General features: G+C 58.4%; 13 protein-coding genes and 1 tRNA gene. 11 read left to right on the top strand and 3 right to left on the bottom strand.

Translation table 11 applies throughout. The features are described from left to right. The first annotated feature begins 13 nt into the window (after window positions 1–13). A complete protein-coding gene (locus E3E12_RS04290) occupies window positions 14–928 on the top strand; it encodes a hypothetical protein (RefSeq protein WP_141443232.1) in 915 nt (304 codons plus the stop codon). 2 nt (window positions 929–930) lie between these two features. Beyond that, on the top strand, window positions 931–2,298 hold the full coding sequence (locus E3E12_RS04285; RefSeq protein WP_240810600.1) for an MATE family efflux transporter: 1,368 nt from the start codon (window positions 931–933) through the stop codon (window positions 2,296–2,298). Here the strand turns inward: E3E12_RS04285 and E3E12_RS04280 are convergent. Further along, window positions 2,280–4,349: a S9 family peptidase gene (locus E3E12_RS04280; protein WP_141443231.1), complete on the bottom strand. Its 2,070-nt coding sequence runs from the start codon at window positions 4,347–4,349 to the stop codon at window positions 2,280–2,282. The genes E3E12_RS04285 and E3E12_RS04280 overlap by 19 nt on opposite strands. 136 nt (window positions 4,350–4,485) lie before the next feature. Here E3E12_RS04280 and E3E12_RS04275 point away from each other — a divergent pair, with 136 nt between their 5' ends. Then, window positions 4,486–5,193, top strand: a complete 708-nt coding sequence (locus E3E12_RS04275) for a DedA family protein (protein WP_206338669.1) — start codon at window positions 4,486–4,488, stop codon at window positions 5,191–5,193. A 34-nt stretch (window positions 5,194–5,227) separates the two neighbouring features. Here E3E12_RS04275 and hemJ read toward each other — a convergent pair whose 3' ends face one another. Continuing rightward, window positions 5,228–5,683 (bottom strand): protoporphyrinogen oxidase HemJ, encoded by a 456-nt coding sequence (hemJ, locus tag E3E12_RS04270; RefSeq protein WP_141443230.1) that lies wholly within the window; start codon window positions 5,681–5,683, stop codon window positions 5,228–5,230. Window positions 5,684–5,705: 22 nt separating this feature from the next. Then, window positions 5,706–6,770, bottom strand: a complete 1,065-nt coding sequence (gene hemE, locus E3E12_RS04265; RefSeq protein ID WP_141443229.1) for a uroporphyrinogen decarboxylase — start codon at window positions 6,768–6,770, stop codon at window positions 5,706–5,708. Window positions 6,771–7,504: 734 nt separating this feature from the next. Here hemE and E3E12_RS04260 point away from each other — a divergent pair. The 8 genes from E3E12_RS04260 to E3E12_RS04225 all read left to right on the top strand — a co-directional run bounded on the left by E3E12_RS04260 (window position 7,505) and on the right by E3E12_RS04225 (window position 14,678). After that, window positions 7,505–8,164: a Maf family protein gene (locus tag E3E12_RS04260; protein ID WP_240810577.1), complete on the top strand. Its 660-nt coding sequence runs from the start codon at window positions 7,505–7,507 to the stop codon at window positions 8,162–8,164. 227 nt (window positions 8,165–8,391) lie between these two features. Then, window positions 8,392–8,467: transfer RNA gene (locus tag E3E12_RS04255), tRNA-Ala, on the top strand. A gap of 99 nt (window positions 8,468–8,566) precedes the next feature. Continuing rightward, a complete protein-coding gene (locus tag E3E12_RS04250; RefSeq protein ID WP_141443227.1) occupies window positions 8,567–9,646 on the top strand; it encodes a diacylglycerol/lipid kinase family protein in 1,080 nt (359 codons plus the stop codon). Between the two features lie 237 nt (window positions 9,647–9,883). Further along, window positions 9,884–10,828 (top strand): metal ABC transporter solute-binding protein, Zn/Mn family, encoded by a 945-nt coding sequence (locus E3E12_RS04245; protein ID WP_141443226.1) that lies wholly within the window; start codon window positions 9,884–9,886, stop codon window positions 10,826–10,828. A 16-nt stretch (window positions 10,829–10,844) separates the two neighbouring features. After that, window positions 10,845–11,570 (top strand): metal ABC transporter ATP-binding protein, encoded by a 726-nt coding sequence (locus E3E12_RS04240; RefSeq protein ID WP_141443225.1) that lies wholly within the window; start codon window positions 10,845–10,847, stop codon window positions 11,568–11,570. Window positions 11,571–11,573: 3 nt separating this feature from the next. After that, window positions 11,574–12,425 (top strand): metal ABC transporter permease, encoded by an 852-nt coding sequence (locus E3E12_RS04235; RefSeq protein ID WP_350337584.1) that lies wholly within the window; start codon window positions 11,574–11,576, stop codon window positions 12,423–12,425. 79 nt (window positions 12,426–12,504) lie between these two features. Beyond that, a complete protein-coding gene (locus tag E3E12_RS04230; protein WP_350337583.1) occupies window positions 12,505–13,347 on the top strand; it encodes a histidine phosphatase family protein in 843 nt (280 codons plus the stop codon). Then, a complete protein-coding gene (locus E3E12_RS04225) occupies window positions 13,344–14,678 on the top strand; it encodes a lipopolysaccharide biosynthesis protein (protein WP_141443224.1) in 1,335 nt (444 codons plus the stop codon). Before E3E12_RS04230 ends, E3E12_RS04225 begins: the two co-directional genes overlap by 4 nt. Window position 14,679: the final 1 nt, after the last annotated feature.

Genomic DNA, 14,679 nt, shown 5'->3' with positions numbered 1-14,679 from the left:
TTAAGGTGAAACTATGCCCAAAGACTTCAGGCCAGAAACGGCCACCATGGGCTTCACTGTGCCGGCGGCGGCTTTGCTGACCATGGCAACCGTCTATGAACAGGTGGCCCCACCAAGGCCCCAGCGCACGGCTAATGAGCTTTTGCCCTTCCTGCTGGAGCCTGCGCGGAGTGGCCGGGGGCGGCGCGTTTCCCACACAACTAGCCAAGGAGCTAGCCATGGCTGCCTGGTGGCGACATGCCGTGGCCTGACGCTGGCTGCCCACCGTCCAGGCGCCCCTAGTGGCACAGACCACAAGCACGCCATGAAAGTCACTGTGCAGGCACATGAAGCACCCCAGCCCCCTGGCACTAGCACCAAGCTGCAGCACCACAAACACCCTGCGGCCTGGTCACCAGTCTTGCTAGGCATTCGGCGCGCTGCCCTTGTAATGCTGGAAAACCTGCCCCCCTCTGAAATGGTAACGTTGCGTTTCAATGTTGAAGACAGAAGCCCCCCTCCCAGGGAAGGTGACATCGACTGGCGCCCCCTTTGGGGAATGCGCAGCGCTGTGGCCCTGACCTTTGAAGGTTTCGCTTTTCCTGCTGGCGTGGTCCGCCCTGCGGACAGCCGGCCTATGGCCACCCCTTACGTCTCCCTCACCACCCAGTGGCGCAGCACGCTTCTGGCCAGGGGCAGCTACGGCAACCCCCACCAATGTGGCTTGATGAATGCTGACCTGCTAGGGCGCATGGCTTTGGCGGCGTGGCGACACGGCAATGCCGTACTCAGCTATGCTGCGGCGCCTGGCCGCCAAAATGACAAGGCGCTTGTACCTTCCACCATGATCACGTTCCGCCCTACCACCCCCCAGCTTTATGGATTGCATGGCTACGTCATGGGGCGGCGCAACACTTCCCAAGGCCTGACATGGGATGGGCAACCTTGACCATGACACCCTCCACCACCCCACCACGCCCTGACAGAACGCGCTTCCTGCAAGGCTCCATCATGCGCCATGTCTGCATCATGGCGGGCACAGGGGCCGTGGGGCTCATGGCTGTTTTCGGCGTCGACCTGCTGAACTACTTCTACATTTCCCATCTCAACCAACCAGCCCTCACAGCGGCCATCGCTTTCGCCACCTCCCTCTCCTATGTGCAGAACTCCGTGGCGCTGGGGCTCTCCATTGGCCTTGGAGCAGCAACGGGGCGCCTCATAGGGGCGCGCAAATTCACCAAGGCCCGCAACCAGGCCTCCGCCTTCCTTGTGCTCATGGTGACCATCACATTGACGCTGGGTGTCACCACAGCTTTGTGCGCCCATTGGCTCCTCAGCCTTTTGGGGGCACGTGGGGAGGCGCTTCACCAGGCCACGAGCTTTTTGCATGTTACCTCCCCAGCGCTACCGCTGATTTGCCTGGGCATGACTCTCTCATCCCTGTTGCGCGCTGTTGGGGCGGCAGGGCGCGCCATGCGTGTGACGCTGACGGGGGCGGCTGTCACCATCATCCTTGATCCAGTGCTGATTTTCGGCCTCCACCTGGGTTTGGAGGGGGCAGCCGTCAGCACCGTCCTGGCACGTGCGGCCATCGTCAGCAGTGGCTTCCTCAATTTACGGGGTTACGATCTGCTGGCGTGGCCACGGCGGCAGCTCATCATGCCAGCGGCGCAAGCTGTGGGACGCATAGCGTTGCCTGCCATCGCTACCAACCTGGCAACCCCTGTGGGGGGGTTGTTCGTGACGCGCGCCATGGCGCGTTTCGGCCTTGATGCCGTTTCAGGCCTGGCTGTTATTGACCGCATGATGCCTGTGGCTTTTTCGTTCGTGTTCGCCCTCACAGGCTCCGTTGGCCCCATCATCTCTCAAAATCTGGGTGCTGAGCAGCATGGCCGCATCAAGGACGCTTTCCTGTGCGCGCTCATGCTCATGGGTCTTTGCGTTGGTGTGGCGTGGGTGTTTTTCTTCACCATGCAAAACCTTATCCTGCACTTGTTCCATGTGCAGGGTATCGGCGTCATGCTGGTGCGGATGTTCTGTGACTGGGTAGTGGCGAGCTATTTCTTCGTGGGGCTTTTGTTCGTTTCCAACACAGCCTTCAACAACCTTGACTGCCCGCTTTACTCAACAGGGTTCAATTGGGGGCGCGCCACCCTGGGCACCATCCCCTTCGTGATGGTGGGCGCCCATTACGGGCCTGCTGGCGTGTTGACGGGCCAGGCTTTGGGCGCGGTGATGAGTGGCAGCTTGGCCATGATGGCTGCCCTTGGGGTCATCAGGAAATTAACCAGCACTGACCTTCAAAGCAGCGAACGGTAGAATTCGCTTTCACGCTGCATGGAATCGGCCACAACCCAAGGGGTGCGGAAGCCATGCCCCTCACCAGGGTAGACATGCATCGGGCCTGAACCTAAGGCTTTGCGCATGGTTTCAGTCTGCGCCAAGGGCACAACCTGGTCAGCGTCACCATGCAGGAACAGAACAGGCGCCTTGATGCGTTCAGGCCAGGAGAGGGGCGAACGGGCCTGGTAAAGCGCCCGTCCCGCTGGCCAAGGGGCCACAAGGCCATCCAGGTAGCGTGCCTCAAAACGGTGTGTGTCCTGGGCGAGGGCGCTCATATCCGTCACGCCGTAAAGGGACGTTCCGCCCTTAAAAAGGTTGGAGCGCGCCAACGCTGCCAGCACAGTCAAGCCACCAGCGCTGCTGCCCCTGATGAACAAACCATCTGCCGCAGCTAAGCCTTGCGTCACGCACCAGCGCGCAGCTTGAATGCAGTCCTCAACATCCAATTCCCCCCAACGGCCCTCAAGGGCTTGGTGGTAAGCGCGCCCAAAACCTGTCGATCCCCTGTAATTGACATCCAGCACAGCAAAACCACGGCATGTCCACCATTGCACTTTGGGGGAGAAGGCCCCGCTTGCCTGGGCGGTTGGGCCACCATGCACCCGCACAACCATGGGCGGGGTTGCGCCATGGTCACGCGCCTTCACGCAATGGGGTCCTGTGGCGGGTGGCCAGTAAAGGGCCCCGATGAAACTGCCCTGCCCATCTGGAACACGTAGCCAACGCGGCGTAGCGACATCATCAGCCGTCAAACCTGCTGGCAGTTCCCCAGCAGTGGCTAGGATGTGTGGCGCAGCTAAGGGCCCTCTAAGCAATGTGACTGGCTGATTGGTGCCCTCATTCAGCCAAGCCCATTGGGCCTGACGCTGCCCAGCGGCGCCGGCCAGCAATGTGGGGGCTTGGGCAGGCGTGAAGCCAGGCGCCTCCAGGGGGCGCCAAACTTTACCAGCTTCTAAAAGCCAGCAAGAGGGCTGGCCTTCATTGAGAACACGCGCCACCACATTGCCGCGCCCCAAAGGCAGGTAGGAAACATAGCCCAGCACCCATGGCGGCATACCAACCTCGCCAGGGGCTGCTGGCAGTGACCTTTGCTGCCACAGGCCTTCCTGAATGTGATGGCATTCGGGGGTCCAATACCCACAACGGTCACTGAGAACGTAAAGAGTGTTCTCATCTGGCGCGAAGCGGGGTTCAATCAAGCTGTGGCGCTGACGGTGGCCCCCTTCCTGCCCATCATCAAGGATTGTTTTCTCCCCAGCACCAGGGCCGCAAAGCGCCATGGCGCACAGGCGTGTCGCCGTCCAGGGCATGTTGGGGGCGTCCCATTCCACCCACGCCAGCCATTGGCCATCATAGGAAAGGGTAGGGGTTAAATGGAAATCGGCCCCGCCTTGGTGTGTTGGCTTAGTGCGTTGGACAAGGCGTCCCTTACCTGGCCCTTCCAAAGAGATTTCAACCAGTGATGAATCATCAGCCAAACGTGCATGGGGGTGGGGGGTTTCCATCACGCAGAACAGGCGTTTGGCATCTGGCGCCAAGCAAATTCCACCAAAACGCCCCTGGGCGGCCATGGCTGCTTCAAGAAGGGGAGTGGGGGCCGGCAGATCCTTATCTGCGCCTGCAGCAATGTGCAGGGCAAAAAGCCCCCCTTGGCGGCGGTCTGCGAAAACCACAGTGATGATGGCTGAGGCTGCATCATTATTCTGCAAAGTGGTTCTATTGACCGCTGGGACCACCTGCACGTCCCACCCAGCACCACCATAATGTAGGCTGCCTCCCACATCGTGTTCAGGTGGGGTCAGGGCTCTGATGGCCCCTGATGGGCTTTGCGCCATCACGCAGCCATTTTGGCCAGGGTTCTTCTGATGCCAAAACACCCACTCCCCCCGCGAGCGGACTTCACTAAGCTGCTTCTGGGGGGCGGTCAAATAAGCGCCATCCACCCAAGGGGTGGCAGCTTTGTGAGGCTTGTTGGTGAAGGATGCTGGGGGAATGAGGGGCATGGACAAGGCACCGTCGTGCTTCACGTGAAATCAATTGCCGCCAGCAGCCACTTTGGCTGAACTGGAAAAATGAATGGTTCAAATATGCCCAACAAGGGTTAATCTGGCACCCTGCCCGGGCGAGGCGCCATGTGATGCCCGGTTGCCGGCAGGGGGAACCATGCACCCATTCAGCTTCATTCATCACCTTATAGACCAGCTGTTTGTGTGGCTGGAACATCTGCCGCCCCTTGACGCTTATTTGATGATTGGCGTCATCGTCACTTTAGAGAGCATGGGCCTGCCCTTGCCTGCCGAAAGCTTGCTGGTGGTCAGTGCCCTTTACGCTGCCCAGACCCACCACCTGCATATTGAATGGATTGTGTTGGCTGCCACACTGGGCGCCATGACCGGTGACAATATCGGTTACCTCATCGGGCATTTTTGGGGCCACTCCCTGCTGGAACGCCATGGGCACAAAGTTGGCATCACCGACAAGCGCCTTTTGTTGGGCAAGTACCTCGCCAAGCGCTATGGAGGCTGGGCTGTTCTGTGCGGGCGTTTTGTGGCCTTGCTGCGCATTTTTATCGCCCTCCTGGCTGGGGCGTCCCACATGCCGTGGCATGATTTCCTTTTCTTCAACGCAGCTGGGGCGGTTCTGTGGGCTTGCGTGTATGGTTTTGGTAGCTATGGCCTTGGACAGGAAATCACAGCGATATCAGGGCCTGCTGGCGTAGTTCTGGCTGTTTTAGCAGTTTTGCTATTCATCACAGGCATTGTGGCGTTGCGCCGCCATGAGCAGCACTTCATGGCTTTGGCTGAGGCGGACGCGCAGAAAACCCTTAAAGTGCGCCAGCAGAGGCAATCACGTAAACGCACCAAGGCCTGATGGCCTTCAAGCTGCCCCTCTTGTGAGGGAGCGCTTAGAGAGAGAGTGATGGCCGCACCACAATCATAATGACCAGGACCATCATAAGGATGGTCGGTACTTCATTGATGATGCGGTAAAAACGTTCCTGATGATAATTGCGCTGCTGGGCGAAACCACGCTGCCACACTCCGCAGGCCAGCTGAAACACCACAAGGCCAACCACACAGGCCAACTTGATCCACCACCAAGGGGCAGACCAGTCAATAACACCTGGCACTGAAGCCATCAGAGCCCCTGTGATGATGGTCACAACCATGGCTGGGCGCATGATTTGGCGCAGAAGGCGCCGTTCCATCAAGCAGAAGCGAATATATTCAGCACTGCCAGGAACGGCCTGGGTGTTGTAGACAAACAGCCGCGGCAAATAGAAAATGCCAGCCATCCAGGAAATAAACGCCATGACGTGGAAAGCCAGGATCCACTGCACCCAAGGCGCCAGAAAATCCATGTGGTACCTCCTAGCAAGCTAATCAGGCGCTCAGGCTGCGCACAGCTTCAACCAATTCAGCTACATGCTCCACTGGGGTGAACTGAGAGACGCCATGACCCAGGTTGAAGACATGGGACCGCCCGCGCAATGTTTCAGCCAAAGCCTGGGCAGCCTTCACCATGGGCGCGCCGCCATTGAGAAGCAATTGTGGATCAAGGTTGCCCTGCACCCCTTGGTGAGGGCTGAGCAAGGGCAGGATTTTCAAGGGGTCTGTGCTGGTGTCCAGGCTGACGGTATCCACACCCGTGTTTTGGGCGTATTCGCCTGTCATCACCCCCCCAAGCCGCGGAAAGCCAATGACAGGCACAGTGGGGTGACGCTGCTTCAACAAGGCACGGATGCGGCGGGTTGGTTCTATAACCCAACGCCTGAAATCATTAGGCGGTAAAATGCCAGCCCATGAATCAAATAGCATGACCGCCTGGGCGCCAGCGTTGATCTGCTCTGAGAGCATGTCAGCGGTTGCATTTATCAGCATTTCTATCAGCTGCGCATAAAGGTCAGGGCGCTTGATCATCATGCGCCTGACAGCAGCGAAATCACGCGATCCCCCCCCTTCGATCATGTAGCAACTAACCGTAAAGGGAGCGCCAGCAAAACCAAGCAGCGTAGTGGTGGTGGTGGCCAATTCACGCGCCAATCGCGTGATGGCCTCCCGTACGGGGGCTGTGCGCTCAGCCACGCGTGCTGGGTCAAGGGCCCTGAAATCCTCCTCATGGCGTAGAGGCGGCAAGACTGGTCCACGCCCTTCCTCAAAATGAAGATCCTGCCCCAAAGCCCAAGGTAGGATGAGGATGTCTGAAAACAGGATGGCTCCATCCATGCCGTAGCGCTTGATGGGTTGGAGCGTTAGCTCCACAGCCATATCAGGGGTGAGGCAGCGCGTCATGAAATCGGCTTTTGCCCTGATGGCCTTGAATTCTGGCAAGTAACGCCCTGCTTGGCGCATCAGCCACAGGGGTGGTGGCCAATGGGCTTTTCCCTGCAGCGTGGCCAGAAGTTTTTTGTTAGCTGGATCTGCACAGGGGGGGGAGGGCGCCTTCATGAACAAACCTTGGGAAAAACTGTGGGGAAGCCTGTTTGTCAGAAACAGGCTTGGGGTCATGGCCACTGAAGCGCTTTCACAACGATCCCCTCCTAACCCAATTACCGTGGCCCTGCCAAGCGAGGGGAAAACGTCGCTCAACCAAATCTAAAAAGATTCTATTTTTTTATAGTAGTAGGGAGGCGCTCAGCCTGTGGATAACTTTTGCCATTGAAAAGTTATCCACAGAGTTATCCACAGAAAGGACATAATTTAAACGGCGGTTAAAAGCCATTTTTGCAATGTTATCCACATTATCCACAGACCGATGAAAAGTTATCCACAGCCTGTGGATAACTCTGTGGATAACTTGCCGAGTTATCCACAGGCGCCTGAATGGGAAAAAGTTATCCACAGAGTTATCCACAGCAAAAACGGAGTTATCCACAGGATAGGGTGAGTTATCCACAGGGTTATCCACAGGCTGAGCTCTCTTTGAGGGGTAAAAATATTTTTCAAACCGCCTGAATCACAGGGTGTGTCAGGTGCTGTAGGGCGAGTCGGAAATGAGTGAACCGAATCGATTCGGTCTGGGATGGTGAGGGTGGGTAAAACTGCGTTTCAGCTGTTCGTGCTCTCTATCTCTAATGGGCGTTATCAGTCGTGTTGGCACAGTTCGTTCTAAAAAGCAGATTCAAGGTATAACGATGGCATCAGATAAGGCGAGCGAAGCTCAGACTGAAGTTTTCCTAACAATGAACATTCCCCTGGTCCTGGCCAGTGGTTCTGCTGCACGCCGCATGATCCTGCGCCGGGCAGGTGTGCCTTTCCAGCTTTGTAGGGTGGAGGTGGATGAAGAGACCTTGCGCCAGCGTTACGCTGCTAACGGCATGACTGTGTCCCAGATGGCTACTGCTTTGGCTGAAGCAAAAGCACGTGCTGCCCTTGCCAGCCTTCAGGAGGGGGCCAGCCAAACGGGGCGCGCTCTGGGCAGCTGCATCATCTTAGGGGCTGATCAGATTTTGGAAGCGAACGGGCGCATCTATAATAAGCCAGCTACCCTTGGTGAAGCGCGCCAACAGCTTGCCGCTTTGCGGGGGCAGATCCAGCATCTGCGCACAGCTATGGTTTGCTTGCACTATGAGCAAGCCTCAACTGACCATGGTGGCGTAACCCAGCTGTGGCATCATGTGGACTCCCCCCGTCTGCACATGCGCTCTTTCTCTGATGAGGTGCTTGAACGTTACCTGGCCGTTGAAGGCCAGGAGCTGCTTTACTGTGTTGGTGCTTGCAAAGTGGAAGGGGTGGGGCAGCAGCTTTTCAGTTCCATTGAAGGCAACCAGGACAGCATTATGGGATTGCCCCTGCTGCCCTTGCTGGAGCATTTGCGGGCGACAAAGGCACTGCCTTCATAAGGAATTGCCGTGAGGGGTTAAAATGCGGGCTCTGTGTCAGGTTTGCCTGCTTTAATGGGGGTTCTTTCACTTTGGGGTAGGGCCTGACCTTATTTTAGTGGCAGCAGGTTGCTTGGAAGTTGCGGTCAAATTTGAACAAAACGCTTTTTCCCCCTTGGCAGGGCCTGAAAAGCATTCTATAGGATTGCTCACACCTCGCGGGCTAGCAAAGTTCGCAGGGTGTCGGTGGGGCCATAGCTCAGTTGGTAGAGCGCTTGAGTGGCACTCAAGAGGTCGTCGGTTCGATCCCGATTGGCTCCACCAGTTTTATAGAATATTTAAGCGGCAAAGCTTAGGCTTTGCCGTTTTTTTGTTTTAAACTGGGCTTTTGGAAATCCCAGTGGATCTTGGATAACAGCAACCATGGATAAGGGCAGTCTGGTGGTGAAGTCTGCTTCATGTGTGGTGATAGCCAATCCAGCCTCAGGGCATTTTAACCGCTATCGGCTTGAGCGCCTCTTGAGTGCTTGCCGGCGCCAAGGGCTTTCAGTGCAGTTGCGCTTGACTGAAAAGCCAGGCCATGGGGCCCAGCTGGCTTTGGAAGCCGCCCAACGGCATGTGACTGTTATTATTGCTGCTGGTGGTGATGGCACCATGGCTGAGGTCGCTTCAGGCATCATGGCCTGTTCAGCAGTACAGCGGCCTATCATGGCCTTATTCCCCATGGGTACAGTCAATTTGCTCGTGCGTGAATGGGGCTTGCCCAGCCATGCGGAAGCTTGTGCTGCGCGCGTAGCTGGCGCCCTGCGTTCGGGGAACGTGGGCCGGATCTATCCTGGGTGGTTGCATAGGGTGGGCAGCCCCCCGCAACTGTTTTTGCAAATGCTAGGGGCGGGTTTTGATGGCGCTGTGGTGCAGGGTGTCAATCCTTGGCTTAAACAGTGGGTAGGGCGTGGCGCTTATGGCTGGGCAATCATGAAAACAGGTCTGCGCCTGGCCTGGTGTGGGTTGAAAGGGCGTTTTAGCAAGGCGCACCGCGCAGCACCGTTGATCGTTACCCTTGACCCAGGCACAGCAGGTGCCAAAACGCTCTCAGCTGTGGCTGTGATTGTGGCGCGTGGGAAGCTTTACGCGGGGCCATGGCCCTTGGTGCCCACAGGGCATGTTGACCATGCCGCCAAGGCGCACCCGTGCTTCAGCGTCATCACGCTGCACAGCCAAAGCTTGAATGTGTTCCTGAGCGCCGGCTTGGCCTTAGTGCAGGGGCGTTTTCCGCAATGGGTGATGCGGCCTGAAACGCCAGTTTCTCTAACCACGGCCACAGAGGTCGCCCTGACACCGCTACCGTCAGCAAAGCCTTTTCAAACAGCTTTACAAGCAGATGGTGATGGGGCCGGCCATGCCCCTTGCAAGATCACGGGCTGTAGCCCTGGTCCTAGGAGCTGCATTGCCCAGGCACAAGATTCTGGGCAGCGAAATGATTATCTGCGCATCGTGATTTGAAATCATGTCAGGCCAGCACAGTGCAGCGCTGCATTTTGCGCTGCTCAATGGTGTGATATTATAACGTGGCGCAACTGGGATTGATAACAAGCATCCCGTGGCCTTGAATTGCCCTAAGCGGCGGGAGCTTCAGACGTGACGTTGACTGCACAGATTTTGCCCAGGGCCGCTTCCCCTCATGACAAGGCGAGGGGTGGAAAAACCCTGGCTTTTTTAAGGAAAGCTGTTGCCAACGTCATGGGGTTTGGGCTTGGCGTGGTGGTGTTGGGCGTGGGAGGTCCAGCCCAGGCTGAAGTTATTCCAGCCCAGGCCACACCACCAAGCCCCCAATATGCCACACGCAACATCGCTTGTGTGGAGCGTGTCTGGTGCACGGTGGCCCAGGCGGTCGGGGGGGAGATGGTGGCCAGTACGGCCTTGATTCAAACGCCCGGCATCGACCCCCATGATTTCCGTGCAAGCCCCATGCAGGCACGTGAGATAGCCCAGGCTGACACTGTCCTCCTCAATGGCGCGGGCATGGATGATTGGGCCTTGCCCATGACGCATCACGGCCAGGGGGTATTTGTCGCAGCCACGCTGGGGGGGTGGCGCCGTGGCCAGGATCCCCATCTGTTCTTCGACCCTGAAACGGTAGCCAGGGTGGCCAAGGCCTTTGCTGGTTGGCTGGAGGCGCAGCTGCCAGCACGCCGCCAACAGATTGCAGGCCAGCTGGATGATTTCCTTCACCAGGTTGATGAAGCCAAGGAAGGCGTAGAGAAACTGCGCAAGCGTTTCCGTGGCGCGCCTGTGGCTGAAATCGAACCTGTCGCCCAGCGCCTTCTTGATGGCGCAGGCCTGGTGACTGTTGACCGGCCATGGGCCATGGGCATCATGACAGGTAGCGGGGTGACGCCACGTGAAACAGCAGCCTTGATGAACGCCATCAACCACCGCCGCATCAGGTTGCTGGTCAACAACCCCGCAGATAGTTCCGCCCAGACTGTCGCTGTGGCAGCACGGGCCCGCGCCATGGCCATCCCTTTGGTGGTCATTGGGGAAAACCCGCCTGCTGGCGTGGGTTGGGGGGAATGGCTTGAGGTGACGACGGCTTCGCTGGACCAGGCTTTGCGTGATTCAGCTGAGCTCCGGAGCCTTGACCTGCAGATTCCAGACACAGACACAGGGATGGGCCACCATTGAAAAGGTGCCTTAAACCATGGTGGTGAAGCCCTCTCCAGGGGTGGTTCTGGCTGACCAAAGCGCCTGCCCACCTGCTTTTCAACTGCAGGATGTGACGTTGCGCGTGGGGCGCAAAACTGTTCTGGACAATGTCAGCTACAGCCTGAGCGCCCATGGGGCCCTTTTGTTGCGTGGGCCTAATGGGGCTGGGAAATCAACCTTGATGAAGGCCTTGGTGGGGCTTCTGCAGCCGGCGCAGGGCAGTGTCAGGGTTTTGGGGCGTACGCCTGACCAGGCACGGGGCCATGTTGGTTACATGGTACAGAAAGCGGAGGCGGGAGCGCCCATGCTGCCAGCGCTTTCACATGTGGCAGCCACCATTGGGGGGCAATTCTGGGGCTTGGCGTGGCCGGGGCGGCGCAAACGTGCAGCCTTAGCGTTGCTTGGCCTCACAGGGGCGCAAAGCATGGCAGGGGTGGCCACAGGTTATTTATCAGGAGGGGAGATGCAGCGCGTGGCTTTGGCATCAGCTTTGAGTGGCGCCCCCCGCCTGCTGCTGCTGGACGAGCCCCTGGCGGCCCTTGACCCCCAGGCGCGCCATGAAATCCTGAGCCTTCTCAAGCGCCTGCGTGAAAAGCTGGGCTTCGCTTTGGTGATGACCGCCCATGAATCCCTGCAGGCCAGCTCCCTTGGCCCTGACACGCGCGAGGCATGGCTGTGCGGAGGGCGCTTGAGCTCAGAACCGCTTGGTGAGGGGGGATAAGCCATGGGCATGTTTGATTACGACTTCATGCGTTTGGCTTTTGCAGGCACAACCCTGGTGGCGTTGATGGCAGGTCCTGTTGGATGGTTTCTGTTGCTCAGGCGGCAGGCCTTTGCCGCCCATGCTCTGCCCCATGCAGGGTTCGCTGGGGCAGGGGCCGCCGTCTGGTTGGGGTGCGCCCCTTTGCTGGGCATGGTCAGCGCCACTGTGCTGGCCGGTTTGGCCATGGCTTGTGAAAGCCCTGAACCGCACAACCCTTTTGCTCCCATCAGGCGTGACGCCATGACGGGGCTAGTGCTGACGGCGTCACTGGGCATTGGCCTTTGGTGCCTGCACAGGGCCAATGGCATGGCCTCCCAAGCCACCAACTTGCTTTTTGGCGATGTTCTTGGGCTGACTCTGGGCAGTTTGGAACTTCTAGCAGGGGTGCTGGTAGCCAGCTTCGCCTTGATGGGCTTCCTGTGGCGCCCGCTGCTGTTCGCCTCCATCAGCCCTGTTCAGGCAGCTGCCCGTGGGGTGCCGATGCGGTTGGTGGGTTTGCTGTTCATGCTTGCAGCCAGTTTGACGGCCGCTGCCTCCTCCGTGGTGGCAGGGGCTTTGCTTTCATTCAGTCTCATGATAGGGCCCGCTGCAGCAGCGCTACGCTTGCAGTTGGCCCCTGTGCCTGGCGTGCTGTTTGCCACTATGAGCGCGTTGCTGCTTTCCTGGGGTGGCTTGGCCTTGTCTTGGCAAGATGATGCGCCAGTGGCTTTTTGGATTGCGCTGGGGGCTGTGGGGCTTTACGCCGGGTCGTGCCTCTTCATGCGGTTGACCAGCCATAAGCGCGGTGTGGCGGTGCGCGGTGAAGCGCCATGAATGTTGTTTGCCCCTGCTGGCGCTCGAAGGCGCCCTTGAAATGGGTGGCTGGAATTGGCGCTGGCAGGAGGCATGGTTTATGTCAGAACCCGCCTGGGGCCAGGGCCGCGCGCCACCTGGGCACTTCTCCGACTGTGAAGGCCATGGCCGCATGATTCAAACCCCCAGCCCAGTTGAACACGACCCCCAGGCCAGTTTTCTGGATGGGCCTGGCTTGCCTTCAGGTGTCACGCGTTTTTGGCTTGTGCGTCATGGTGTGGTGACGGCGCAAGCGCGCCAAACCATGTATGGCAGTTTGGATGTGCCGTTGTGCCAGGACAGCTTGCGTGACCATGAACCCGCGTTCAGGGATTTGGCGCAACGCGTGCCAGAAGGCGCCCTCTGGTTTTCTTCCCCCCTTCAACGGGCCCATTTGACGGCCAGGGCCATCATGAAACACCGTCCTGGCGCGGAGGCGGACAAGGAACCTGCTCTCGTGCCAGGCGTGATTGAGCAATCCATCGGGGCGTGGAACGGTCTGCCCCATGAAGACTTCGCTGAGGCCATCAAGGGCCGCAGCACCCACCCTTTTTGGGGTTTGGGACCTCTGGAACGTCCACCAGGTGGCGAAAGTATGGCAGACGTGGAACAGAGGGTGGGGCTGGCGTTGTCAGAACTGGCTGATGCCCACCCAGGGCGTGACATGGTGGTTGTCAGCCATGGCGGGGCCATTCGCATGGCGCTGGCCTTTGCGCTTGGAATTGGCACTGAGCCAGCGTTGCGCTTCACCATCCAAAACCTCTCCATCTCCATTGTGGAACGCATTGGGGGGCAATGGCGTGTGGTGGGGGTGAACATCATGCCCGCTTTTGAAGTCCCCCAATGGGCCAACCTGGCCATGCAGGCTGAAACCGTGGCAGCCCAGGGGCCAGCTGCTGAATGAAGGGACTTTTGTCAGACAGCCTATTCAAGGTCATTTTTCGCAACACGGCTTTCCTGGCTTCAGGGAAGCTTATAGCGGGCGTGGCTGGCTGGGGCATGCTGCTGTGCGAAACCCACGGCCTGTCTTCAGGGGCATTTGGCGTTTTAATCCTGATAACCTCTTACATTGAGGTGTTCAGGGCCCTGGGACGTTTCCAGGGCTGGCAGATTATCCTGCACTACGCTGCCATACCTTGGAAGAACGGCGACCGCCGCAGCGTTGTGGACACCATACGCTTCGCCATTGGCCTTGACCTGGTCTCAGGCCTGGCCACCATGGTGGTGGCCATGGCAGTGGTCATGCTGTTTGGCAATCTTCTGGGGGTGCGGCCTGAACACCGCTCCCTTGTCATGCTGTGCTGCACATTGCTGCCAGGATTGTGCGGGTCAAGCAATGTGGGCATTCTGCGCCTGTTTGACCGTGTGGGCATCATGGCGCGCCAAAACGCTATTTGCGCCCTTCTGCGCCTGGCCACTGCTTTTATCGCCTGGTGCCTGGATGGCAACATCGTCACCTTTGTGCTGGCTTGGTACGCAGGGCGCCTTCTGGGGCAGCTTTACTGCGCTTGGCAAGGGTGGCGTGTACTCAAAAGCTTCAACATGCAGGAGGCTTTCAGCTTTACCTGGCCTTGGAAATACGCCCATATGCCAGCCAACATCTGGAGCTTCGCTTGGATGGCCAGCCTCAATGTGCTTCTGTTCTCCTCCTGGAAGCCATTGAGCAACCTTTTGGTTGGCAGCATGTTTGGCAATGTTCTGGCTGGCGACTACGCTTTGGCCTTGAAGGTGACGGACGCCGTGGCCAGCCCAGCCAAGCTGCTGGAGAAGAATTATTACCCAGAGATCGTCAAGCTGGACCCGCGCACCTTGCGGCCTTGGAAGTTCACTATGCGCTTCTGCCTGCTTTCAGGTTTGCTGGCGCTGGTTGGCATGGGAGTGGTGTATGGTTTTGGGCCATGGCTGATTAGGCTTTTTGGTCACCATTACGGTTTGAGCGCCCAATTGCTGGTGTGGATGGCGCCTGCCATTTTCTTCTGTTCCCTGCCAGGGCCGCTGGACGGGATCCTCTACACCTCTGGCCGCGAGAAGGCCTTGATGATGATTGAGGCAAGCGGCGTGGTGAGCTATCTGGCGCTGCTTTATGGCCTTAGTCAGTTTTGGGGGACCTTTGGCATTGGCCTCGCTTACACCTTGGGCCGTGCCTTGACGGCCTTGTTGATGGTGGCGCTGGCGCTGATGGTATTCTGGAACCGGCGTAACATCATCCTGCCCCATGAACGGCGCAAAAGCTGAA

The sequence above is a fragment of the Formicincola oecophyllae genome (genome assembly GCF_006542395.2).
GTDB classification, from domain to species: Bacteria; Pseudomonadota; Alphaproteobacteria; order Acetobacterales; family Acetobacteraceae; genus Formicincola; species Formicincola oecophyllae.
This window is presented reverse-complemented; position numbering and strand designations above follow the sequence as displayed.